We start from the raw sequence: 23,430 nt of genomic DNA, 5'->3' as shown, positions 1-23,430 counted from the left end.
GCCGTCAGCGGGAAGACTGCCCTCGTGACGTCTCGAAAGCCTGATGAGCAACTGGCGCGCAACTCCAGACTCCGACTCGTCCGTCCGCGGCCCCTGACCACGGCCCGACGGGCTGTGACGACCCGGCGCACGCGGCCGGCGCCGCGGCCGCCGGAGGGTACGCCGCCCCCCGCGGAGCTGGCCCGCCAGGCGAGGTCCGTCCTGGCGGACGCCGTACGCATCGCCCGCTGGGCCGCCGTCGAGCGGGACCCCCGAGACCCCGCGGCCGCCCCCGCGCACGAACGGGCGGCGGCGGCGCTGGACCTGACGCCCGCCCAGGTGCGCGCGGGCTGGGACCGGGCGCGCCTCGCCGGTCTCGTCGAGCTGCACGGCGACACCGCCCGCCCCGGCTGGCGCCTGCGCGCCTGGGACCGGGACGACTCCGCCGTGCTGCGCGGCTGGGTGGCGCTGTTCGACGCCTGGTCGCTCGTCCACCCGGCGCCCGACGACGTCGCCCCCGCCTCGGTCGCCGAGGTCGTGGAAGCCGTCCCCCAGGTGCTCTCCCTCCTTCAGCTCTCCGCCGGCCCGGTGCTCGTGCCGGCCCTGCTCGACCTGCTCCAGCAGCGGGTCGCGGAGCTCCGCGAGGAGCGCTGCGAAGTGCCCGACGGCCCCCGGCCGGGACCCCTGCCGGGGCCCTACTCCCTCGCGCGGCTGCTCGACTGGGCCCTGGAGGGCCTGGCCGCCGTCGGCGCCCTCACCCTCGGCGAGGGCCAGGCCACGCTGACCCCCCTGGGCAACTGGGCGGTGTGGGTGAAGCTGGAGCAGATCTGTGTCGCCGCGCAGAGCCCCGCCGGACACATCGAGCAGTCCGCCGAGGACATGCTGCGCGGCTGCGCCCGGCTCACCCCCGGCCCGGCCCGCGCCGAGTACCGCGCCTGGCTCGCCGCCCGTCCCGTGCGCAGCGCCGTCACCGAGCTCCTCACCGTCGCCCGTGGCCAGGACGCCCTGCTGCGCGGGCTCGCCTTCGAGGCGCTGCGGGTGGTCGGCGCCCCCGCCGAGGCCGCCGTGCGCGCCGCCGCCGAAGAGGTCTTCCTGCGCCCCTACGCGCTGCTCTGGCTCGCCGAGCACGAGGGCGCGGACCCCGACGAGGCCACCGACGTGCTGACCCGCGAGGAGTCCACCTGGCTCTGGGTGGACACCGCCGCGGCCGTCGCCGACCACGGGGAGAGCACGCTGCTGGTCCGCCACCTCGAATCGGCCGTCCAGGGCACCGTGCCGGCGCTGCTCGACGAGGTACGGGCGGTCGGGCATCCCCGTACCGTCCAGGTCCTGGTCGCCCTGGCGGCGGCGCACCCCGACCCGGCCCTGGCCAAGGCGGTACGCCGCGCGGCCTTCCAGGTCCACACCGGCGGCGCCTGACCGCTACCCCGAGGCGCCGGGGGCGTACGTCCCGAAACTCCAGACGTTCCCCTCGGCGTCCCGCGCCATGTAGTCCCTGGAGCCGTAGTCCTGGTCCGTCGGCGGCATCAGGATCTCCACGCCGGCCTCCCGGGCCCTGGCGTGGTGGGCGTCCACGTCCGGCACCACCACGTACACCCCGGCCGGGCCCGCCCCCGCCATCGCCTCGGCGAAAATGCCGCTTCCGCGTCTGGAACCCAGCATCACCATGCCGTTCCCCAGGGCCAGCTCCGCGTGGAGAATGCCGCCGTCCTCGCCCTCGTACACGCTCACTTCGGTGAAACCGAATGCTTCCTTCAGCGTCCTGATGGCCGCCTTCGCGTCGTCGAACAGGATCGTCGGGTAAATGCTCGGTACGTCCGCCATGCCGATCGCCCCAATTCAATTCGGCTTGAATGTGACCTGGATCTCAATCGGCTCTCAGTCTGGCACCGGCCACTGACAACGGCCGCCCCGAAGCACCCGACGAGCACCGTGTTCGCCGCGTTCACCGCATCCGCCGCATCCGCCGCGTTCGCCGCGTTCGCCGCATCCGCGACACGCGCCCGATCGCCGCGCCGGGCTCGCACCCGTACCGGAGGGCCGGCGGCCGGCGCGGAACCTGCCGCCCACGGGAGCCGGCCGCGGCTCAGCGGAAGGTGTCGCACCGCGCCATGTCGCCCGTGCGGAAGCCGTGGGAGAACCACTGCCGGCGCTGGGCGGCCGAGCCGTGCGTCCAGGTCTCCGGCGTCACCCGCCCCTGGAACCGCTCCTGGATCCGGTCGTCGCCCACCGCGGCCGCCGCGTCCAGGCCGTCCCGGACGTCCTGGTCCGTCAGCCGCGTCAGCAGCGGGCGACCCGACTTCTCGTCCGGCGTCGTGGTGGCGTGCCGGGCCCACACCCCGGCGTAGCAGTCCGCCTGCAACTCCACCCGTACGGCGTTGCTCCCCGCCCCCTGACGCCCGTCCTGCGCCCGGCCCAGCGTCCCCATGAGGTCCTGCACATGGTGGCCGTACTCGTGCGCCACGACATACGCCCGCGCGAACGGCCCGCCGGTCGCGCCGAAGCGGGTGCGCAGGTCGTCGAAGAAGCCGAGGTCCAGGAAGACCTTCCCGTCGGCCGGGCAGTAGAAGGGCCCCACCGCCGAGGTCGCCGCCCCGCAGCCGGTCCCGACCTGCCCGGTGAACAGCACCGTCGGGGCGTCCGTGTACCGCCCGCCGCCCCGCCGGGCGTACTCCGCGCGCCAGTGGTCCTGGACGCTGTTGACCACCGCGACGATCCGGCAGTCCTCCCTGGTGTTCGCGTCGCCGCCCTTGCGGCAGGCCTGCTCCAGCCGCGCCGCCGACGAGGCGCCCACCGAGGGCCGCGGCTCGCCCTCCGACAGCCCGAGCTCCTCGGGGCCCACCCCGAAGAACAGGCCGAGGACCAGCGCGATGATCCCGACGACCCCGCCGCCGATGGTGGCCCTGCCGCCCGGGACGCGGCTGCCGCGCACGTCCTGGACCTCCGAGGTGTCCAGATCGGCGTCGTCGTCGAACTGCATGGGGCCACCACCCTCAGCGCCTCTGTCCGCGGCGGGCGGCGCACCGCTCCGCCGCTCTGCGCCGAGTATCGATCATTACGAGGTATTTCGCCCGGTGGGCCGTCACGGTCCGAAAAGCGATCGTGACCGGAAAAGCAGTTGCACACGCCCGTTAGAATGGCCCGTATGGCCATTCTCCCCGTGCAATAGACCGGCGTCGAAGCCACCGCACTCCTGCCGTCCTTCCGCCCGTCCATACCGCCCTGGAGTCTGTCCGTGATCACCGCTTCCGGCATCGAGCTGCGCGCCGGCGCCCGCGTCCTCATCGAATCCGCTTCCTTCCGCATCGCCAAGGGCGACCGCATCGGCCTGGTCGGCCGCAACGGAGCGGGCAAGACCACGCTCACCAAGTGCCTCGCGGGTGAGGGCATCCCCGCCGCCGGCACCATCGCCCGTTCCGGCGAGGTCGGCTACCTCCCGCAGGACCCCCGCACCGGCGACCTCGACGTCCTCGCCCGCGACCGCATCCTGTCGGCCCGCGGCCTCGACGCGCTGATCCGCAAGATGCGGATGAACGAGGAGCGCATCGCCACCGGCCAGGGCGCCACCCGCGAGAAGGCGATGCGGCAGTACGAGCGCCAGGAGACCGAGTTCCTCACCAAGGGCGGGTACGCCGCCGAGGCGGAGGCGGCCACCATCGCCGCCGCCCTCGGTCTGCCCGACCGTGTCCTCGGCCAGCCGCTCCACACGCTCTCCGGCGGTCAGCGCCGCCGCGTCGAACTGGCCCGCATCCTCTTCTCGGACGCGGACACCCTGCTCCTCGACGAGCCCACCAACCACCTCGACGCCGACTCGATCGTGTGGCTGCGCGACTACCTCAAGACCTACCGCGGCGGCTTCATCGTGATCTCCCACGACGTCGACCTGGTCGAGACGGTCGTCAACAAGGTGTTCTACCTGGACGCCAACCGTGCCCAGATCGACGTCTACAACATGGGCTGGAAGCTCTACCAGCAGCAGCGCGAAGCCGACGAGAAGCGCCGCAAGCGGGAGCGGCAGAACGCCGAGAAGAAGGCCGCCGCGCTCAACACGCAGGCCGACAAGATGCGCGCCAAGGCCACCAAGACCGTCGCCGCGCAGAACATGGCCAAGCGGGCCGAGCGGCTGCTGTCCGGTCTCGAAGAGGTCCGCGTCTCGGACAAGGTCGCCAAGCTGCGCTTCCCGGAGCCCGCGCCCTGCGGCAAGACCCCGCTGACCGCCGAGGGCCTGTCGAAGTCCTACGGCTCCCTGGAGATCTTCACCGACGTCGATCTCGCCATCGACAAGGGCTCGCGTGTCGTCATCCTCGGCCTCAACGGCGCGGGCAAGACGACGCTGCTGCGGCTGCTCGGCGGCGTCGAGAAGCCCGACACCGGTCAGGTCACCCCCGGTCACGGCCTCAAGCTCGGCTACTACGCCCAGGAGCACGAGACCCTCGACCCGGACCGCACCGTCCTGGAGAACATGCGGTCCTCCGCGCCCGACCTCGACCTCGTGGACGTGCGCAAGACCCTCGGCTCCTTCCTCTTCTCCGGCGACGACGTCGACAAGCCGGCGGGTGTGCTCTCCGGCGGTGAGAAGACCCGGCTGGCGCTCGCCACCCTGGTCGTCTCCTCGGCGAACGTCCTGCTCCTCGACGAACCGACCAACAACCTCGACCCGGCCAGCCGCGAGGAGATCCTCGGCGCGCTGCGCACGTACAAGGGCGCGGTCGTCCTCGTCACGCACGACGAGGGCGCGGTCGAGGCGCTCCAGCCGGAGCGGATCATCCTGCTGCCGGACGGTGTCGAGGACCTGTGGGGCGCCGACTACGCGGACCTGGTGGCGCTGGCCTGACCCCTCCGGTTCCGCTCCGCACCCCGCCCGAGCATCCGCGTATGGATCATTCGGCTTACGGGTGATCCATCATCTGAGTGAGTGCGTCTCATATCGCGGCGTGGCACCCGGCGGATTTCCGCGTTCCGGTGTCACGCCGCGTCGCCGTTCACGGCGCCGCGCTGACCTGCTGCTTCGTCGCCGCGGTCGGTCCGGGCCCGGGGGAACGCCCGGGACGACGGCCCCGCGGCGCCGAAACCTCGTGGCACGGACCTTGTCGAATGGGTGGCCAGGAAGCCCATGAGGGGTGATCATGAGAAGTCCAGAGCGCACTTCCCATGAGGAGGCACGGGTGGCCGAGACTCTGAAGAAGGGCAGCCGGGTGACCGGCGCCGCGCGCGACAAGCTCGCGGCAGACCTGAAGAAGAAGTACGACTCCGGTGCGAGCATCCGGGCGCTGGCCGAGGAGACCGGCCGGTCCTACGGATTCGTCCACCGGATGCTCAGCGAGTCCGGAGTCGTCCTGCGCGGACGTGGTGGAGCGACGCGAGGCAAGAAGGCAGTTTCGGACTGAAATCCGAGCGAGGCCCGTCCGGCCCGAAGGTTCCGGCAGGGGCCACCCGGTCGATCGTCAGGTCGACTGGGTGGTTACTGTGCAGTCACTTAAGTCATCCGACTAGCTGCACCGGACCCGGAGGAGCCCCATGACCTCGCTCGACTCTGTCCTCGAAGTGCTCGACAAGGACGGCGTACGGCTCACCGTCGAGGACGCCGTTGCCACGGTGACGCTGACCAACCCGGCAAAGCGCAACGCCCAGAATCCCGCGCTGTGGCGGGCGTTGGCGGAGGCCGGACGGTCGCTGCCGGGCAGCGTGCGGGTCGTGGTGCTGCGCGGTGAGGGCAAGTCCTTCTCCGCGGGGCTCGACCGGCAGGCGTTCACGCCCGAGGGCTTCGACGGGGAGCCGTCCTTCCTGGAGATGGCGCGCGGTTCCGACGCGGAACTCGACGCGATCATCGCCGGATACCAGGAGGCCTTCACCTGGTGGCGCCGGAACGACATCGTGTCGATCGCGGCCGTCCAGGGGCATGCCATCGGTGCCGGGTTCCAGTTGGCTCTCGCCTGTGACCTGCGGGTCGTCGCGCCGGACGTCCAGTTCGCCATGCGCGAGACCAGCCTGGGCCTCGTCCCCGACCTGACGGGCACCCATCCGCTCGTCGCGGCGGTCGGCTACGCCCGCGCGCTGGAGATCTGTGCCACCGGGCGGTTCGTCCACGCGGACGAGGCCGAGCGCATCGGTCTCGCCAACCTGGTCGTCCCGGCCGGTGAGCTCGACGGCGCGGTCCGCGACCTCGCCGCGGCGCTGCTCGCGGCTCCCCGGGACGCGGTGATCGAGACCAAGGCGCTGCTGCGCGGTGCCCAGGAGCGCACCTACGAGGACCAGCGCACGGCCGAGCGGGCCTCCCAGGCGCGCCGTCTGCGCGACCTCGCGGGCCTGGCCGACTGAGACCCGTGTGAGATCCGTACCGGAGCGGAAGCCCGCTCCAGGTACGCCGCACCGAACGCCGCACCGACCGGTTCGGGTACCGGCCCGGCGCCCGGCACCGGTGTGATGTCCGGCCCCGGCGTCCGGGGTGGTCGTGCGGAGCGGCCCCCGGGCCCTATGTCGCGTCCGTGAGGTCCCGCCCCGCGCCGGACGTCGGGCCGGCGCCCACATCGGTGACCAGGACCGTGACCGGCAGTTCTTCCCCGGTGGTGCGCACGGCGGCGCGTACCGCCCGCGCCGTATCGAGCGCGCGGTGGCCGGGACCGATCGCCACCTCGACCCGGAGGTGATCGGCGGCCCGGTGGACCGAAGGGCCCAGGACGGTCGTCAGACGGGCCACCCCCGGTACGGAGGCCGCCGCGACGCCCACCGGGTCGGCCGCCGCCGGGCCGGCGCCCGGGGGCCCCGCGGGGACGGAGACGTCTGGGGCGGCGTGCCCGGCCGGTCCGGTGTCCGTGGTCCGTGTGTCCGTGGTCCGCGCCCCGGTTCCGCCGGGCGCGGCACCCGCGTCCGGCGTGTCGGAGGCGTCCAGCAGCGCCGTCACTCGCAGGTCCACCTCGGTCACCGCCAGGCCGAGCCCCGTTCCGGCGGCCGCGAACAGCGCCGTGCGCAGCCGCTCCGCGAGGGCGGGCAGCGGGGGCCCGGCGGCCGCCGACGCGTCCGGGGAACCGCCCGGGGGGCCTGCCGCGAACTCGGCCTCGACCCGCAGCGGACCTGCCGGAAGCGCGCCCGGAGGCGGCGGAAGCGCGGGCTGCGCAGCCGACTCCGGGTTGGCGAGCCCGATCCGGAGCCGCCCCGGCGACACACCCGGCACCCGCCACGCCGCTTCGCGCAGCACCGCGATCGCCACCCGCTCCGCCAGCCACGCCCCGTCCTCCGCACCGCCCAGGGGGAGCAGCCGCCCCAGACCGAGCCGGCTCCTTACCGCCGTGGTCCATCCGTCAGTCGTCGTCATTGCTCCAGCCTGCCGCATCCCCGACGCAAAAACCGTCAAAACCGCATAATGTGGACTTTGCAGTCCTGACGATCCCAGAAGGGATGAACGGCGATGACCGATACCGCACACACCCCCACGGCCGGAGACGCCGGAGGGGCCGGGGGATCCGTACGGGCCAAGGGCCAGGCGGCCGAGGAGGCCCGGCGGACGTCGATGGGCAAGCGGAGCGGTGGCGGCGATCCGGCCTCCCGGGGCCGTACCACCATCGCCGACGGTGTGGTCGAGAAGATCGCCGGCCTCGCCGCCCGGGACGTTCTCGGCGTACACGCGCTGGGCAGCGGCCTCTCCCGTACCTTCGGCGCGGTGCGCGACCGGGTGCCGGGCAACCGGCCCAGCGTCACCCGCGGGGTGAAGGCGGAGGTCGGAGAAGTACAGACGGCTCTCGACATCGAGATCCTCGTCGACTACGGCGTCGCGATCGCCGATGTCGCCCGGGAGGTCCGGGAGAACGTCATCTCGGCGGTGGAGCGGATGACGGAGCTGGAGGTCGTCGAGGTCAACATCGCGGTGAGTGACGTGAAGCTGCCGGAGGAAGAGGACGACGAGCCGGAGACACGGCTCCAGTAACGGCTGGGTGAGGAGCGCACGATGAGCATGGCGATGGTCGGCCTGTTGGCCGGCATGGCGCTCGGCTTCGCCGGGTACTTCGGTGGATTCGGCGCGTTCTTGCTGGTCGCGGCATTGGGTGCGGTCGGCTTCGTGGTGGGGCGACTGGTCGACGGCGACCTGGAACCCGGCTATTTCTTCCGGAGCCGTGAGCACGAAGACCGGCGGCGGTGACCGGGCTTGGCCGAGGACCGTGCTGAGTCGGCCGGACGCGGCGCGACGGTGATCGCCGACCGGGTCGTGGCGAAGATCGCTGCCCAGGCGGCCCGGGAGGCGCTCGGCGACCTGCCCGAGGGCGTCCGGAAACCCCGCGCGACCGTCGTCGTGCACCGGGACAGCGCGCGCGTCAGGATCACTCTCGAACTGGGCTACCCCGCCGACATCGCCGGTTCGTGCGGCGAGGTCCGCCGCCAGGTCGGGCGGCAGGTCAAAGCGCTGGCAGGTATGGAGGTGCCGGAGGTGGCGGTCCAGGTGGAGCGGTTGCACGCGCCGTTCGCGCGCGGCGACGATCGCGGGAGGAGGGTCCGGTGAAGGATGAGCCGGCACCCGGGCCTTCCGGGGAACGGACCGGCCGCGAGGGCCGCTTCTGGTCGGTACGGCGCGTTCCGGCGGGACTGCTCGCCCTGGTCGTCCTCGCCGGTTCGGCGCTGCTGCTCTACGACGTGGCGGCCGTACGCGCCGACCGGCCCCCGATGCGCTGGCGCCGTGTCCTCACCGACGAACTGGCCACCCGCCGGCTCGACGACGTGTGGGTGCTGACCGGCGCGGGAATCGCGACGGCGGCCGGGCTGTGGTTGCTCGTGCTGGCCGTCACCCCCGGGCTGCGGGCCGTCCTGCCGATGCGGCGCGGCGACGCGCCCGTGCGTGCGGGGCTCGACCGCGAGGCGGTGGCGCTGGTGCTGCGGGACCGCGCGCTGGAGGTCGGGGGCGTGCAATCCGTCCGCGTACGGGCCAGGCGCTCCAAGGTCCTGGTGCGGGCGGTGTCCCACTTCCGCGAACTCGACGACGTGCGCCGCGATCTGGACACCGCCTTGGGCGAGGGCATCTCGGAGCTGGGCCTGGTGCACCCGCCCGCTCTGTCCCTGCACGTCGCCCGTCCACCGAGGAAGGGGTGAGCGGGATGCTGCGGGGTGTGAACCGGACGCTGCTCGGGCTGGCCGGGCTGGTCCTGATCTGCGGGGGCGGCGCGCTGCTCGCGGCCGGTCTGGGCGTCGGCGTGCCGTCGTGGTGGCCGTGGCGCGGCCCGGACGACGTGCTGCTCGCCGACTCCACCCGGGCCCGGTGGCACGACCAGGGCTGGTGGTGGCCCGCGGTCATCGCGGCACTGGCGGTCGTGGTGATCCTGGCACTGGTCTGGCTGCTGGCCCAGTTGCGCCGGCGCAGGCTGGGCGAGGTGCTGGTCGACACCGGGGACGGGGAGGGCGCCGCACTGCGCGGGAGGGCCCTGGAGGAAGTGGTGGCGGGCGAGGCCGGTTCGGTGGACGGCGTGGCGCGTGCCCGGGTCCGGCTGACCGGGCGCCGTACGGCCCCGGCCGCGCGCGTCCACCTGCTGCTGGAGCCCCACGCCTCCCCCGAGGAGGCCCTGTCCCGGCTCTCGGACGGTGCGCTGGCCCATGCCCGGCAGTCCGCCGGCCTGGACCGGCTCCCGGCGGAAGCCCGGCTGAGGGCCGTCCGCCACGGCCCTCGTCGTGTCGTCTGACCCTCCCCGTCCGTGCCGCCGCCCGTCCCCCCGGCAGGGGGGGGACGGGCGGCGGCCTGTCGGGGAACGGTCAGAAGCCGTGGCGGACGCCGCCGTCGACCGGGAGCATCAGACCGGTGAGGTAGGACGCCGCGGGCGAGAGCAGGAACGCCGCCGTCCTGCCGAACTCCTCGGGCGTGCCGTACCGGCGCAGCGGGATCTGCGCCTCGTTGGCCGCGCGGGCGGCGGCCGCGTCGCCGGAGAGGGCGTCGAGCTGGCGTACGCGGTCGGTGTCGATACGGGCCGGCAGCAGGCCGACGACCCGGATGCCGCGCGGTCCCAGTTCGTTGGCGAGGGACTTGGCGAAGCCGGCCAGGCCGGGGCGCAGGCCGTTGGAGATCGTCAGGCCCGTGATCGGCTCGTGGACCGAGCCGGACAGCACGAAGCCGATGACCCCGCCCTCCTCCAGTGCCGCGGCCGCCGTGCGGGCCGTCCGCACCGCGCCGAGGAACACCGTGTCGAAAGCCGCCTGCCACTGCTCGTCGGTGTTGTCCGCCGCCGACCCCGGCGGCGGGCCGCCCACGCTGATCAGGACGCCGTCGAAACGGCCGAAGTGCGACCGGGCGGTGGCGATCAGACGCTCGGCGGTGGCCGGATCCGCGTTGTCCGCCGCGACGCCCACCGCGTCCGGTCCGAGTCCCTCCGCGGCCTCGGCGATCGCCTTCGCGTCGCGCGAGGCGACGACGACCTTCGCGCCGTCCGCCACCAGCGCCCGCGCCGTCGCGTTGCCCAGCCCTCGTGACGCACCCGTCACGACGTACACACGGTCCTTCAGTCCAAGATCCATGGGCCTATCCTGCCGCGTCCGCCCGCGCGAACGCGAGGGCGGTTCCCACCAGCCCGATATGGCTGAAGGCCTGGGGGAAGTTGCCCAGCTGCCGCCGGATGGAGGGGTCGTACTCCTCCGCCAGCAGGCCCACGTCGTTGCGCAGGCCCAGCAGCCGCTCGAACAGCTCCCGCGCCTCCCGCTCGCGTCCCGTCATCCGCAGCGCGTCCGCCAGCCAGAACGAGCACACCAGAAACGTTCCTTCCCCGCCGGGCAGCCCGTCGACGGAAGACCCCTCGGTGCTGTAGCGGCGGATGAAGCCGTTGTGGCCCAGCTCGTCGCGCACCGCGTCCACGGTGCCGATCACCCGTGGGTCGTCCGGGGGCAGGAAGCCCACGCGGGGGATCAGCAGCGTCGCCGCGTCCAGTTCCTTCGAGCCGTAGGACTGCGTGAAGGTGTTGCGCACCGGGTCGTACCCCTTCTCGCACACCTCCCGGTGCACCTCGTCCCGCATCGCGCGCCACCGCGCCACATCACCGTGCAGCTCCGGCTCCTCCTCCAGCGTCCGCACGGCGCGGTCGGCCGCCACCCACGCCATCACCTTCGAGTGCACGAAGTGGCGGCGCGGCCCGCGCACTTCCCACAGGCCCTCGTCCGGCTGGCGCCAGATCGACTCCAGGAAGCCCAGCAGGCTCAGCTGGAGGTTCCACGCGTGCCTCTTCGCGGCGAGCCCCGCCTCGCGGGCCAGGTACAGCGAGTCGATGACCTCCCCGTACACATCGAGCTGGAGCTGCTGCACGGCGGCGTTGCCGGTGCGCACGGGCGCGGCGCCGCCGTACCCGCGCAGCCAGGGCAACTCCGTCTCGGGCAGCCGCCGCTCACCCGCCAGTCCGTACATGATCTGGAGGTCGGCGGGGTCGCCCGCCACGGCCCGCAACAGCCAGTCCCGCCAGGCGGCCGCCTCGTCCAGATAGCCCGCCGACAGCAGCGCGCCCAGCGTCAGTGTGGAGTCACGCAGCCAGCAGTAGCGGTAGTCCCAGTTCCGGACCCCGCCGGGTTCCTCGGGCAGCGAGGTGGTGGGCGCCGCCACGATCCCGCCCGTGGGCCGGTAGGTGAGGGCCTTCAGCGTGATCAGCGAGCGCAGCACCGCGTCCCGGTAGGGACCCTCGTACGTGCACTGGGAGGCCCAGGACTTCCAGTCCTCCAGCGTGTGCTCCAGTGCCTCGTACGGATCGACCAGCGCGGGCCGGGGCTCGTGGGAGGGATGCCAGGTGAGGACGAACGCCACCTTGTCGCCCGCGCCGACCGTGAACGACGAACACGTACTGAACTGCTGACCCCATGTCTTGACCTCGGGCTCGCTGCGCAGCCATACGGAGTCGGGGCCCGCGACCGCCACCCGGTGGCCGTTCGTGCGCCGTACCCATGGCACGACCGAGCCGAAGTCGAAGCGCAGCCGCAGGACACCCGACATCTCGACCGTGCCGCTGACGCCCTCCACGATGCGTATGACATCGGGCGCCTGGTCGCGCTGCGGCATGAAGTCCGTGACCCGTACCGTGCCGGTACGGGTCTCCCACACCGTTTCCAGGACCGCCGAGTCACCCACGTAGCCGCGACGGGTGCAGGTGGTGGCGTCCTTGGGCGCGAGCCGCCAGTGTCCGTTGTCCTCGTCGCCCAGGAGGGCGGCGAAACAGGCCGCCGAATCGAAGCGTGGCAGACACAGCCAGTCGATCGATCCGTCCTTGCCCACCAGGGCAGCGGTCTGCAGGTCGCCGATCAGGGCGTAGTCCTCGATGCGTTGCGTCACGCTCTGGCGTGTTCCCGCAGCGGGGGGCCGCTAAGCAGCGCGAGACCGCTGAGCAGCGGAGGAAGAGCGTCCGCCGGGGGAGAGGCGCGTCGGGGAGGCGTCCGTCCGGGAGGAGGCCGGGCGCTCCCTAGGCGGTGGCCGGCTCGGGCTCGGCCGCGGCCGGAGTCTCCGCGGCGGCCGCCCGGTCGCGCTTCTCGCGACGGACCAGTACCACCCACCCGACCGGGACACCGGCCGCGAAGAGCCACCACTGCACCGCGTACGCCATGTGCGGGCCGATGGAGTCGTGGTCGGGCTCGGGGATCAGCTCGGGCGTGTCGCCGGCGGGCCTGGGCGCGGTCTGCTCCAGGTAGCCGCCGAGCACCTCCCGCCCGAGGGCTTCGGCCTGCTGGTCGCTGTTGATGAGCATGACCTGGCGGGGCGGCAGACCGGCCAGGTCCTTGATCCCGCTGGCGCCGGTCGTCTCGTCCGCCTTGAGCCGGCCGGTGACGGTGACCTCGCCCTTCGGCACGGGCGGTACGTCGGGGAAGGACTTCTGGTCGGCGGCGGCGGGGACCCAGCCACGGTTGACCAGGACCGTGCGGCCGTCGGCGAGGTTCAGCGGGGTCAGGACGAGGACGCCGATGCGCTCGTCGGCCGAGGTCCGGCGGCGCACGACGACCTCGTGGGCCGGGTCGAAGGTTCCGGTGGCGGTGACCTGGCGCCAGTAGTCGGCGCGCGGAACGGTGTGGCCGGGCGAGGTGAGCTCCGTCATCGGCACGGGCTTCGCCTTGAGGTTGTCCTCGATCAGCGTGTTCTGGGCGACACGGTGCTCGTGCCGGTGGAACTGCCAGAAGCCCAGCTCGACCATCACGGGGATGAGCATCAGGGTGATGAGGGTGAGGATCACCCACTGCCGGGACAACAGGAAGCGGTACACGGCTTCGACCGTACCTGCTGGCATCGCGGCCCCCGACGGGGGGTCCCGTCCGGGGCCCGCGGAGCGGCTGGGACGGCGGCCGGCGACCCGGGGAGTGCCCGGGAGGGGCCGCCGGAAGGAGCGACGGGGCGAGAAGGGCCGGAGGAGGAACCGGCACGGACCGGGGCGCTCGGCCGCCGGTTCGGTCACACCTTGTCCACGATGCCCACCTTCCCTTCCGCGCGGGCGCAGTGCCCGCCGCAGAACCAGCGGCCCTCGACCTCGACGCCCTGGCCGATGATCTGGACCCGGCAGTGTTCGCAGATGGGCGCCATGCGGTGGATGGCGCAGGAGAAGCAGTCGAAGACGTGCACCGCGCCCTGCGCGTGCACCTCGAAGGACATGCCGTAGTCGTTTCCGCAGACCTCGCAACGTGCCATGCGCCACAGGGTGCGGTGCGCGCCCCCGCGAGAGGCGGCGGCACGCCCGGCCCTCGCACCGTGGTCACCCGTCCGGCCACCGGTCCGGTCACCCGTCCGGCCTGGACCCCTCGCCGGCCGGGTCGCGTCCCGGGCATCGCGCCCCGGCCGGCGAGGCCCGTCCCGGGCCCCCGCCCTGCGGTCAGCCGCCGTCCGCGGGTGCCACGTCCCGCAGCAGCTGGGTGAACGCGGCCTCGTCCACGATCGGGGTGCCGAACGACTTGGCCTTGACCGTCTTCGAGGTGTCCGCGTCCGGGTCGTTGGTGACCAGCAGGCTCGTCAGCCGGGAGACGCTGGTCGCCACATGGAGACCCGCCTCCACCGCCCGGTCCTCCAGAAGCTCGCGCTCGACGGACGTATCGCCCGAAAAGGCAACCCGCATGCCCTGTTTGAGTGGCTTGTCCACTTCGTAGCGCCCGGGGTTGGGGTACGGGCAGGCCGGCCGCTTCCGCGACGGGCGCCAGCTGTTCTGCCGGTACGAGGCCTGGTGGCCGACGCGCGGCGCGGCCGGCGCGGCGGACCACTCGGTGAGCGGACGGCACTCCAGCAGCGGGAGGCGCACGCCCCGCTCGGCCGCCGTGTGCAGACTCGGCCGGAACGCCTCGGCCAGGACGCGCGCGTCGTCCAGGGCGTTGTGCGCGCGCTGCTGCACGACGCCGAAGTGCGCGGCGAGCGACTCCAGCTTGAGGTTGGGCAGCGGCAGCGCCAGTTCCTTGGAGAGCGCGATCGTGCACAGCCGCTGCCGCACCGGGGCGGTGCGCTCGGCGCGGGCGTACTCCCGGGCGATCATCGACCAGTCGAAGGCGGCGTTGTGCGCGACGAGCACCCGGCCTTCGAGGCGCTCGGCGAACGCCGCGGCGATGTCCGCGAAGAGCGGCGCCCCTGCCAGGACGTCGCTCGTCAGGCCGTGGATCCAGACCGGGCCGGGATCGCGCTCCGGATTGACCAGCGTGTACCAGTGGTCCTCGACGTCGCCGTGGGTGTCGAGCCGGTAGACGGCAGCGGACACTATCCGGTCGTCGCGGGCGAGGCCGGTGGTCTCCACGTCGACGACCGCGTACCCCTGTGGGTAGGCGGCCGGCCACGCTGCTGCTGTCGTACGGTCGTCGAGCATGGTCACTGAGAATAGAGGCCGTCACTGACACCGTGTCCCCCGGGCGTCCCCTCCCCGGGCTGAGCGGGGGCGCGGCGAGTTGACGCGGTGCCCGCCCGACGGGCGCCGCCCCGGGGCGCGTTGAGGCCGTGACCGGCCGCCCGTCGCCGGCCGGGGCGCGGGTACGGGTACGGCGCGGCCGGGGCCGGGACGCTCCGGGAGTGACGGAACCGACACCCGACGAGACCCGGCCCGTCGGGGGAGCGGTGGCGGTGAGGTGCGCCGCCCGTGCGCTGCCGGGCGCGGTCCAGGGGTGAGCGCGCCCCGCACGGACCCTCCGAGCCCGTCCGGGCCGTTGCCTCAGTAACTGGAGCTGCGGTGCATGACCCGGCCGGCCGGGAGGTCCCCGACCACCGGCGGGTCGTCGTTGAGGATCACCGTCAGGTCGGTGAGGTCGCTCAGCGGGCTCAGATCGACGGGCCGGTCGGCCGAACCGCACCGCCACAGGTCCAGCGACGTCAGATAGGGCAGCTCGCGCAGGTGCTCCAGCCCCTCCACCACCCGGCAGTGCGAGATGTTCAGATGGTGCAGCTGCCGCAGCGGGGCGACCAGGGCGAGATCGAGGTGCTCCTGCCAGGTGATGTGCAGGTTCCGCAGATGGGGAAGTGCCGACAGCCGTGGCAGCCCCGCCCCCTGCCGCTCGCCCGACATCTGCAGATGGCGCAGGTTCTCCCAGTGTTCGATGCCGTCGAGCGGGGTGGCCCCGGTGTGCCGCTGCAGGATCAGCACGGTGAGCTCCGGGCCGACGGGCAGCTCCCCGGCGCTCGCGACGGGCAGCCGGTAGTCCAGGGACAGATGCCGCAGGCCGGGCATCGACGCCAGGGGCTCCAGCGGCAGCTCGGGAGCCATGTCGTGGAGGTAGAGCCGTTCCAGTTGCCCGGTCGGCAGCGGGGCCAGGTCCCACACGGCCCGGCACGCCGCGAAGCCCACCGTGTTCAGTCCGGTGAAGGCGCCGAGAGGCGTGAGGTCCGTCAGCCGCGGGTTGCTGTGGAAGAAGAGCCAGTCCGGCTCGTCGAGCGCCTGAAGCGGCGACAGGTCGGGGAAGGAGCCGGTGAGGTGCACCCGCCGCGCCCCGGTGGCGGGCAGCGCGGCCAGCTGTTCGGCCGTACGGACATGGAGGTACGACCAGGTCCAGGTGCGGTCGGCCAGCACGGAGCGGGCGTAGCGCTCGGTCTCGAAGGATCCCCACGCGTGCGACACCTGCACTGCCACGGGTGTCCGGGTGTCGTCGCGGAAGCGCGCGATGACCTCCATGCCCGCGTCGCCGCCGACCAGTGCCGCCGTGCGCACCACCGCGGCCGCCGTCTCGTCGCCCAGCCCGGCCGGCTCCGGGAGGAGTTCGAGCACCAGCTCGCCCACCTTGGCCAGCTCCTCGGCCTCCTCCAGCGAGCGGGGCGGAAGCAGATCGGCGGTCCTGCCCTGCACCTCGGCCCGGACGGCGGGGTCGAGTTCCGGCGCGTGCTCCAGACAGGCGGCCGCCAGCAGGACCAGCCGGTGGCTGTGTCGCTGGGTCCGGTCGGCGCGGTTCAGCAGCTTGCGCAGCAGCGACGCACGCTCGTCCACCCGCGCGTGCCCCACCGCCATGCGGACCACGTCGTCCCACTGGTCGTCGTGCGCGTGGCGCACGAGCACACCGAAGTCGCGCTGCTCGACGGCGGCCTTCGCGCCCAGGTAGTCGCGGAAGGTGCGGTGCACGAAGTCGACGGCGCCCGGCACCGCCTCGCGCAGCAGCCCGCTGCGGATCAGCAGATGGGAGAAGACCCGCGAGGCGTCGCCCTGCTCGCGCACCTGCGGCATCGCCGCCAGCCACTCCTCGATCATCGCGACCGCCTCCTCGCGGTCCGCCTCCACCTGGTCGTTGCGGATCAGCCAGTAGGCGAGCCGCTGGAGCAGCACGGTCTGCTCGTCGCGGGTGAGCCGGACCCCTTCGACTCCGGTGATCTCCCGCTCGGTGTCCCGGCGTACCAGCAGCATCTCCAGCGCCGCGTCGTACAACTCCTTCCGGGCCCGCGGCAGTTGCATCCTGCGGTCCCGGTTGAGGGCGCACAGCAGCGCGCACATCAGCGGATTGGTGGCCAGCCGCCCCAGATCGCGGCGGGTGGTCACGGCCAGGTTGAGGGAGCGCTCATAGGTGTCGAGCAGGGCTCGTTCCTCGTCGGTCGAGCACTCCCGCCGTGCCGAGTCGTGCCAGTGCGAGACGAAGGCGCGGATGTCGTCGCGCTCCATCGGCAGCAGCGAGTGGGTGACGAAGCCCTGGCCCGACAGCCAGTCCTCGGGGACGGCCGAGGGCCGGGTCGTCACCACGTAACGGGCCTGCGGGAACGCCAGGATGAGCGAGCGCAGCCAGTGCTCGGTACGGCGGCGCAGCCGCATCGGCACCTCGTCGACGCCGTCCACGAGCACCAGGGCGCGTCCGCTCGCCAGCAGCGACTCGACCCATCCGTCGGGCGCCGAGCCGTACAGCGGAACGCCGGCCGCCCGCAGGAAGTCGTCGGGCATGGGCAGCGTCCCCGAGGAGGTGAAGGAGCGCAGCCGCAGGACGAAGGGCACGCACCGGTTCCAGTCGGAGAGCTCCCAGCCGAAACTGCGCCGGGCCGCGTTGAGGGCGATCCACTGCACGAGGGTGCTCTTGCCGGACCCGGCGGGACCGCGCAGCAGCAGCCGCTCCGCCCCGGACAGCACCTGCTCGGCCCTGACCGACGTCCGGCCCGTCTGCGGCAACCGGGTGCCCTCCCGCCGGGACGGCGCGCGCTCGGAGCTCATGCCGAGGCTGATGTAGGCGGTGTCCAGCGGCCATTCGTTGTGGACGTGGCCCAGCGTCAGCCCGAACAGCTCCAGCCGGGAGTGGGCCTCCGCCACGTAGGCGGCGTACCGCCGCTCGAAGTCCAGGGCGGTCGCCCCGGGAGCCGGCGGCTGCCGCTCCGCGAGCCTCTCGACGGCGGTGCGCGTGCGCACGCCGGCCCTGGTGTTCTCCACCGCGGCCCGGGCCGCGAACGACGGGTGCGCCGTGAACTGCTCGATCACGTGGGTGCAGCACAGCCCGAGGAGCTCCTCGTAGAGGGCCAGGGCCGAGGGGCTCAGTCCGGCGGCGGGGGAGCGCAGCTGGTCCCGTAACCGGTCCGGGTCCAGTCCCGCCGCGAAGAGCCGTGCGGCGTCGAGGTCGCCCCCGCGCGCGAAGCTGTCCCGGACGGCGTCCACCGCCGCCAGCCGCTCGTGCTCGGGAAGGGCCGGGTACGCCGTCGACAGGCGTCCGCCCAGCACCTCGGCGAGCCGGGACGGAGAGGCGGGCCGGGGCAGCGGCCGCACCCGGTCCCGCACCAGCCCGGCACCGGGCGGTGGCTTGAGCAGCGACTTCGCGATCGCTCCCGCCACGGTGCCCGCGAGCCGGGCGAGGACGATGTCGATTCCCTGCACGTGCGACCTCCCGATGGGCCCGTGGGGCGGAGCATGAAGCGTAGATCCGGCCCGGGGCTTGGCGGAAGTCACCAAAGACCGCTGACAAGTCGTCTCGCATACTTGTGGGTAACAACCTCTAGCCGAGCCTCGGCACCCCGCTCTACGGTGCTCGCATGCCACCGAATCTGCCCGATGTCGTGCTGTGGTCCATACCGGCGTTCGTTCTGCTCACCGTTCTCGAAGTGGTGAGTTACCGGCTCCATCCCGACGAGGACGCCGCCGGGTACGAGACCAAGGACTCGGCCACCAGCATCGGCATGGGGCTCGGCAGCCTCGTCTTCGACCTTCTGTGGAAGATCCCGATCGTCGCCGTCTACACCGCGGTCTACGAACTGACCCCCGCGCGCGTCCCCGTCCTGTGGTGGACCGTCCCCCTGATGCTGCTCGCGCAGGACTTCTTCTACTACTGGTCCCACCGTGGCCATCACGTGATCAGGATCCTGTGGGCCTGCCACGTGGTCCACCACTCCAGCCGCAGGTTCAACCTCACCACCGCCCTGCGCCAGCCCTGGACGTCGCTCACCGTCTGGCCGTTCTATCTGCCCCTCATCGCGTGCGGTGTGCACCCGGCGGCGCTCGCCTTCTGCTCGTCCGCCAACCTGGTGTACCAGTTCTGGGTGCACACCGAGCGGATCGGGAAGCTCCCCCGGCCCTTCGAGTACGTCCTGAACACCCCCTCGCACCACCGGGTGCACCACGCCTCCCAGGGCGGCTACCTGGACCGCAACTTCGGCGGGATCCTGATCATCTGGGACCGGCTCTTCGGCTCGTTCACGGTGGAGACCGAGCGGCCCGTGTACGGGCTGACGAAGAACATCGACACGTACAACCCGCTGCGGGTGGCCACCCACGAGTACGCGGCCATCGTCCGCGACCTCCGCACCGCCGACAGCTGGGGCGAGCGCGCGGGGAGGGTCTTCGGCGGCCCGGGCTGGCAGCCCAGGTCCGTGCGGGCGGCGGCCGCTGCCGCCGCCTCCGGAACCGTACCCGCCGACGGTCCCGGCCCGGCCCCCGCTGTGCACCCCGGGCCGGCGCCGGCCGCCCGGCCCGCGCCCGAGCGGGCCCTGTGAGCGCGACGAGCGTGCCGCGCGCCCCGGCGCCGGGGCGGGCGGCACCCCACGAGGGTCCCGCCCGCGCCCTGCTCATCGCCTTCGGGGTGGCCGTCGCCGTCGACCTCGGCTCCCTCCTGGCCGGAGCGGAGGGCGGACACCTCGTCGCCAAGCCCCTGCTCATGCCGCTCCTCGCGGCGTACGCGCTCGTGCGGCGCGCCCCCCGGACGCTCGTCGCGGCCCTTCTGTTCGGCTGGGGCGGCGACGTCTTCCTGCTCCTCGACGCGGACTGGGCCTTCCTCGTCGGCATGGCTTCCTTCGCCGCCGGACACGTCTGCTACCTGGCCCTCTTCGGGCGCGCCCGCACCTCCCCGGTACTGGCTGCCGGGTACGCCGTCGCCCTCGTCACCACCGTCGCCCTGCTCTGGCCCGACCTGCCGGCCGACCTGCGCGTCCCGGTCGCCGGGTACTCCCTGCTGCTCACCGCCATGGCGTACCGGTCGAGCGGCCTCGGGCTCCTCGCGGGCTCGGGCGGCGCGCTCTTCCTCCTCTCCGACACGCTCATCGCCACCGGGGTCGCCGACTGGCCGCAGGCGCCCGCCCCCGACTTCTGGATCATGCTCACCTACACGGCCGCCCAGTCCCTGCTCACCGCGGGAGCCCTCGCCCGCGGGGCCGCCGGGGCGACATCGCCCGCGCCTCCGGCGCCACCGGCGCGGTAGCCGAGCGCGGGGACGCCGCCGTCGCCGTACGCGACCGACCGGCGGCCGGGGCGGGCACGCCGTCATCGAGGCCGTCGCCGGCCCTCGGCCTCGGCCCTCGACCCGGCTCTCGATCCGGCCGTCGGGCCGGACGGCGTGCCGTCCGGCTGCCGGGCGAGGGACGAGCGCGCCGCCCCAGGGTTCCCGTCAGGCCCTGAGCCATCCGGGGGCGTCCGTGCCCCACAGGCCGGGCGGGCGTGCCCAGTCCGCCGGGCCGCCCTCGTAGCCCACCGGGGACAGCGCGTACCGCAGCCGTCCCATCGGGCTGTCCCGCACGGCCGTCCGGCGCTCGGCGTCGAACGCCGCCCCGCCCGGCGCGGTACCGCCGCCCGGCGCCGTCACCAGGCCGTGCACCAGCCAGTGCGCGGTCTGCGCCAGCGCCAGCCGGGCCACCGTCGACCCGCCGGCGCGGTGCTGTTCGGTCAGCGCCCTCAGCACGGCGGCGGCCAGCAGATAGCCGGTGCCGTGGTCCAGGGCCTGGGCGGGCAGCGCGCCGAGCGGACCGGGACCGTCCGGGTCACCGGGGGCCCCGCCCTCCAGGGCGGCGATGCCGGTGGCCACCTGGACCAGGCTGTCGAAGCCGCGCCGCTCGCCCCAGGGGCCGTACCGGCCCCACGCCGACAACTGGGCGACGACCAGACCGGGACGGCGCGCGACCAGCTCCTCGGGGGTGAGGCCGAACCGGTCCAGTCCGCCCGGCCGGTAGCCCAGGACGACCACGTCGGCGCCGCTCAGCAGTTCCTCGAACACCTGCCGGTCCCCGTGCCGGTCGCCCAGGTCGAGGGTGGCCGACCGCTTGCCCATCCCCGTGTCGTTGTGCGCCTCCTGACTCTCCGGCAGCTGCGGCGCGTCGATCCGCAGGACGTCCGCGCCCAGCAGCGCGAGCGTCCGGGTGGCCACCGGCCCGGCGAGCACGCGCGTCAGGTCCAGCACCCGCAGCCCGGCGCACGGCAGCGGCCGCCCGCCGCTCCCGGGGCCGCCGCCCGGGCGCCGGGGCGGGGCGTCGCCGATCCGCTCCAGGGTCAGCAGCGGGTGCTTCGCGACCAGGGCGCCCTGCTCGTGCTCCGCCCACTGCCGGGCGTCGCGCGCGGCGACGGCGAGCCCGCCGGCCGCGTACACGGTGTCCTCGACGTCCGTCGCCCGCCGCCCCGCGATCACCTCGGCGACCGCGTCCGCGCCGGCGTCCGGAGGCAGCGCGAGGGCGTCGAGCAGACGTCCGCGGTGGTGCGGGTAGTTGGCGTGGGTACGGACCCAGCCGTCGGCCGCCCGCCAGAACCGGGACAGCGGCGCGAACGTCGACCACGCCTGTCCGTCCAGCCGTACCAGCCGGTCGCTGAGGAACGCCGCGGTGACCGCCCCGTCGTCGACCCGCACCCTCGGCACCGGGCCCCCGGTGCGCGCGGCGGCGAGTTCGGCCGCCGCCAGCGAGCAGACCGCCACGCTCGACCGCGCCAGGTCCATGACGGGTGTCCGGGCGGGCAGACCGCCCGGGGCACCGCCGTACGTGACACGGTCGAGAAGGGCGGGGTCGGCACCGAGTGCCGCCCAAGCGGTGCCCGTACCGGGGTGAAGCGCCTGGTTCATGGCGTCACTATGGCACTGAGTGCCATGACAGGGAAGGGCCCGGCACGGCGGACCGTGCCGGGCCCCTCCAGTCGTCGGGGGAGGCGGGGCTACCGCCGTACCGCGTCCAGGGCGTCGGCCATACCGGCCCCGTAGAAGCCGTTGTCGCGCGCGCTGCCCGCGCACACCGCGTCGACCTTGCCGTCACCGTTGATGTCGTACGGATCGGGGCAGGCCAGGTCGTCGGCCTGGGCGTACAGCCGGGCCTTCACCTGCGCCGGCGAGGCCTTGGGGTGGGTCGACCTGATGAGCGCCGCCACCCCCGCGACGTGCGGGGTCGCCATGGAGGTGCCGGCCTTGAAGGCGAACCCGTTGTTGAACGTCGTCGAGAGGATCAGACCGTTCGTCGCCGGCGCCTGCGGCGGCTGGTACGCCGTCGAGTCGCCGCCCGGAGCCGTGATGTCGACGACCCCCAGACCGTAGTTGGAGTACGACGCCTTCAGGCCCTTCGCGCCCGTCGCGGAGACGGTGACCACACCGGGCAGCTGGCTCGGGATGTCCAGGCAGTCCCGGGTCTCGATGACCCGCTCGACCGGATGGGTGTCGTTCGGGCTCGTCCGGTCCACGATCGTTTCGGCGGCCAGGTCCGTCCGCGCGTTGCCGGCCGCGGCCACGTTCACCGCGCCCTTGCTCTCCGCGTACCGGGAGGCCCGGGTGACGGCGTCGACCAGCGCCTTCTGGTCCGCGTCGGACTTGCAGTTGAACAGCCACGGGTCCGTGTAGTAGCTGTTGTTGGTCACGTCGACGCCGTGCTCGGCCGCCCACACGAAGCCGCAGACGACCGCCTCCGTGTAGTAGAGGCTGGTGTCCGGGTCGGCCACCTTCAGGCTGGCGACCTTCACGCCCGGGGCGACGCCCGTGACGCCGAAGCCGTTCTTCGCGGCCGCGATCGTACCGGCCACGTGCATGCCGTGGTCGCTCTCGCCCGGCACCGGACGCCAGGCGGCGTCCTTCTGGACCGGGACGCCGTTCAGGCAGCTGGCCGACGCCGTGCGGTCGAAGTTGGGCGCGATGTCCGGATGGGTGTCGTCGACACCCGAGTCCAGGACCGCGACGGTGACGTCGCGACTGCCCAGGCTCTTGCGGTGGGCCTGGTCCGCCTTCATGGCGGGCAGGTCCCACTGCAACGGCTCGAACGGGTCCTCGTCGACGGACGACTTCGCCGCCCTCGCCGCCGCGGCCTGCGCCTCCGCGGCGGTCAGCGGCTGCTCCGCGTCCAGGTCGTCGCTGGTCTGGGCGGCCAGGGGCGCGGTCCTCGTCGCACCGGCCGACTCCACCCCCCGCACCGTGCGGATCGTCTTCGCGAAGTCCGGGTTCCGCGAGTGGACGACGACGACGCCTATCTGGTCGTAGGCGATCACCACGGACCCGCCGGCCTCGGCTATCGCCTTCTTCACCGTCCTGGCGGCGGAGTGTCCCCCCGTGACGTTGACGACGTACGACATCCTCGGGCCGTCCGTGACGACGGCGGCGGGGGCGCCGTCCGCCGGAGCCGCCGTGGCCGCCCCCGGGGGGAGGAAACCGAGCGAGGCCGTGAGCGCCAGACCGACGGGGAGGGCGAGTGCGCGCCCGCGTCCGGATCCCAGATGAGCCATGGGTTCTCCACATCATCCGTGACATCCGCCCGCACACCCGGTGTGCACGGACGGGTACATGACGAGTGAAGCTATCGCCGATCAACGCGGCCCATCAATGACTTGGGGAAAGAAAAGCCCGGTGGTGAACCGCTTCGCCGCGCACTCCGTGACGTTGTCAGGG

The 23,430-nt window shown here is 73.4% G+C and carries 22 protein-coding genes; 11 read left to right on the top strand and 11 right to left on the bottom strand.

What is annotated here, in order from left to right; genetic code table 11:
* Positions 1 to 114 precede the first annotated feature (114 nt).
* Positions 115 to 1,398, top strand: coding sequence for a hypothetical protein (locus PUR26_RS20575; protein ID WP_329873905.1), 1,284 nt, complete (start codon positions 115 to 117; stop codon positions 1,396 to 1,398).
* Positions 1,399 to 1,401: 3 nt separating this feature from the next.
* Here PUR26_RS20575 and PUR26_RS20570 read toward each other — a convergent pair whose 3' ends face one another.
* Positions 1,402 to 1,803 (bottom strand): VOC family protein, encoded by a 402-nt coding sequence (locus PUR26_RS20570; protein ID WP_329873904.1) that lies wholly within the window; start codon positions 1,801 to 1,803, stop codon positions 1,402 to 1,404.
* A gap of 262 nt (positions 1,804 to 2,065) precedes the next feature.
* The gene (gene ypfJ, locus PUR26_RS20565; protein ID WP_329873903.1) at positions 2,066 to 2,959 is read right to left on the bottom strand and encodes a KPN_02809 family neutral zinc metallopeptidase; all 894 of its coding nucleotides are present in this window, start codon (positions 2,957 to 2,959) and stop codon (positions 2,066 to 2,068) included.
* Between the two features lie 255 nt (positions 2,960 to 3,214).
* Between ypfJ and PUR26_RS20560 the strand changes: the two genes are divergently transcribed.
* The 3 genes from PUR26_RS20560 to PUR26_RS20550 all read left to right on the top strand — a co-directional run bounded on the left by PUR26_RS20560 (position 3,215) and on the right by PUR26_RS20550 (position 6,297).
* Positions 3,215 to 4,813: an ABC-F family ATP-binding cassette domain-containing protein gene (locus PUR26_RS20560; RefSeq protein WP_329873902.1), complete on the top strand. Its 1,599-nt coding sequence runs from the start codon at positions 3,215 to 3,217 to the stop codon at positions 4,811 to 4,813.
* Between the two features lie 331 nt (positions 4,814 to 5,144).
* On the top strand, positions 5,145 to 5,366 hold the full coding sequence (locus tag PUR26_RS20555; RefSeq protein WP_329873901.1) for a helix-turn-helix domain-containing protein: 222 nt from the start codon (positions 5,145 to 5,147) through the stop codon (positions 5,364 to 5,366).
* Positions 5,367 to 5,496: 130 nt separating this feature from the next.
* Positions 5,497 to 6,297, top strand: coding sequence for an enoyl-CoA hydratase/isomerase family protein (locus tag PUR26_RS20550; protein ID WP_329873900.1), 801 nt, complete (start codon positions 5,497 to 5,499; stop codon positions 6,295 to 6,297).
* A gap of 154 nt (positions 6,298 to 6,451) precedes the next feature.
* On the opposite strand, the gene PUR26_RS20545 is transcribed toward PUR26_RS20550, so the two are convergent.
* Positions 6,452 to 7,291, bottom strand: a complete 840-nt coding sequence (locus tag PUR26_RS20545) for a hypothetical protein (protein WP_329873899.1) — start codon at positions 7,289 to 7,291, stop codon at positions 6,452 to 6,454.
* A gap of 195 nt (positions 7,292 to 7,486) precedes the next feature.
* Here PUR26_RS20545 and PUR26_RS20540 point away from each other — a divergent pair, with 195 nt between their 5' ends.
* Genes PUR26_RS20540 through amaP form a run of 5 tightly spaced genes read left to right on the top strand, consistent with a single transcriptional unit; the run spans position 7,487 to position 9,638 of the window.
* Positions 7,487 to 7,900 (top strand): Asp23/Gls24 family envelope stress response protein, encoded by a 414-nt coding sequence (locus tag PUR26_RS20540; RefSeq protein ID WP_329874275.1) that lies wholly within the window; start codon positions 7,487 to 7,489, stop codon positions 7,898 to 7,900.
* A gap of 21 nt (positions 7,901 to 7,921) precedes the next feature.
* The gene (locus PUR26_RS20535) at positions 7,922 to 8,113 is read left to right on the top strand and encodes a hypothetical protein (protein WP_329873898.1); all 192 of its coding nucleotides are present in this window, start codon (positions 7,922 to 7,924) and stop codon (positions 8,111 to 8,113) included.
* Positions 8,114 to 8,119: 6 nt separating this feature from the next.
* Complete coding sequence (locus PUR26_RS20530; RefSeq protein ID WP_329873897.1) at positions 8,120 to 8,470, top strand: hypothetical protein; 351 nt, start codon at positions 8,120 to 8,122, stop codon at positions 8,468 to 8,470.
* A complete protein-coding gene (locus PUR26_RS20525) occupies positions 8,467 to 9,054 on the top strand; it encodes a DUF6286 domain-containing protein (RefSeq protein WP_329873896.1) in 588 nt (195 codons plus the stop codon). The genes PUR26_RS20530 and PUR26_RS20525 overlap by 4 nt, the downstream gene beginning before the upstream one ends.
* Before the next feature lie 5 nt (positions 9,055 to 9,059).
* Entirely contained in the window at positions 9,060 to 9,638 is a 579-nt protein-coding gene (amaP, locus tag PUR26_RS20520; RefSeq protein WP_329873895.1) for an alkaline shock response membrane anchor protein AmaP, read from the top strand.
* Positions 9,639 to 9,708: 70 nt separating this feature from the next.
* On the opposite strand, the gene PUR26_RS20515 is transcribed toward amaP, so the two are convergent.
* From PUR26_RS20515 to PUR26_RS20490, 6 genes are all read right to left on the bottom strand, one after another.
* Positions 9,709 to 10,464 (bottom strand): SDR family oxidoreductase, encoded by a 756-nt coding sequence (locus tag PUR26_RS20515; RefSeq protein ID WP_329873894.1) that lies wholly within the window; start codon positions 10,462 to 10,464, stop codon positions 9,709 to 9,711.
* Between the two features lie 4 nt (positions 10,465 to 10,468).
* Positions 10,469 to 12,253 carry a glycoside hydrolase family 15 protein gene (locus PUR26_RS20510; protein WP_329873893.1) on the bottom strand — a complete coding sequence of 595 codons (1,785 nt, stop codon included), beginning with the start codon at positions 12,251 to 12,253 and terminating at the stop codon, positions 10,469 to 10,471.
* A gap of 127 nt (positions 12,254 to 12,380) precedes the next feature.
* Positions 12,381 to 13,172: an SURF1 family cytochrome oxidase biogenesis protein gene (locus PUR26_RS20505; protein ID WP_329874274.1), complete on the bottom strand. Its 792-nt coding sequence runs from the start codon at positions 13,170 to 13,172 to the stop codon at positions 12,381 to 12,383.
* 185 nt (positions 13,173 to 13,357) lie between these two features.
* Entirely contained in the window at positions 13,358 to 13,591 is a 234-nt protein-coding gene (locus PUR26_RS20500; protein WP_266767315.1) for a hypothetical protein, read from the bottom strand.
* A 181-nt stretch (positions 13,592 to 13,772) separates the two neighbouring features.
* Positions 13,773 to 14,750 carry a DEDDh family exonuclease gene (locus PUR26_RS20495; protein ID WP_329873892.1) on the bottom strand — a complete coding sequence of 326 codons (978 nt, stop codon included), beginning with the start codon at positions 14,748 to 14,750 and terminating at the stop codon, positions 13,773 to 13,775.
* A gap of 333 nt (positions 14,751 to 15,083) precedes the next feature.
* On the bottom strand, positions 15,084 to 18,197 hold the full coding sequence (locus tag PUR26_RS20490; RefSeq protein ID WP_329873891.1) for an NACHT domain-containing protein: 3,114 nt from the start codon (positions 18,195 to 18,197) through the stop codon (positions 15,084 to 15,086).
* Between the two features lie 155 nt (positions 18,198 to 18,352).
* On the opposite strand from PUR26_RS20490, the gene PUR26_RS20485 reads away from it, so the two are divergent.
* Together PUR26_RS20485 and PUR26_RS20480 are read left to right on the top strand one after the other, a co-directional pair.
* Positions 18,353 to 19,309 carry a sterol desaturase family protein gene (locus PUR26_RS20485; protein ID WP_329873890.1) on the top strand — a complete coding sequence of 319 codons (957 nt, stop codon included), beginning with the start codon at positions 18,353 to 18,355 and terminating at the stop codon, positions 19,307 to 19,309.
* On the top strand, positions 19,306 to 20,010 hold the full coding sequence (locus tag PUR26_RS20480) for a lysoplasmalogenase (protein ID WP_443077124.1): 705 nt from the start codon (positions 19,306 to 19,308) through the stop codon (positions 20,008 to 20,010). The genes PUR26_RS20485 and PUR26_RS20480 overlap by 4 nt, the downstream gene beginning before the upstream one ends.
* 186 nt (positions 20,011 to 20,196) lie before the next feature.
* Here PUR26_RS20480 and PUR26_RS20475 read toward each other — a convergent pair whose 3' ends face one another.
* Both PUR26_RS20475 and PUR26_RS20470 read right to left on the bottom strand, forming a co-directional pair.
* Positions 20,197 to 21,633, bottom strand: coding sequence for a CoA transferase (locus tag PUR26_RS20475; RefSeq protein WP_329873889.1), 1,437 nt, complete (start codon positions 21,631 to 21,633; stop codon positions 20,197 to 20,199).
* An 89-nt stretch (positions 21,634 to 21,722) separates the two neighbouring features.
* The gene (locus PUR26_RS20470) at positions 21,723 to 23,267 is read right to left on the bottom strand and encodes a S8 family serine peptidase (protein WP_329873888.1); all 1,545 of its coding nucleotides are present in this window, start codon (positions 23,265 to 23,267) and stop codon (positions 21,723 to 21,725) included.
* Between the last annotated feature and the right edge of the window lie 163 nt (positions 23,268 to 23,430).

The organism is Streptomyces sp. SP18CS02 (assembly GCF_036322365.1).
Lineage (GTDB): Bacteria > Actinomycetota > Actinomycetes > Streptomycetales > Streptomycetaceae > Streptomyces.
This window is presented reverse-complemented; position numbering and strand designations above follow the sequence as displayed.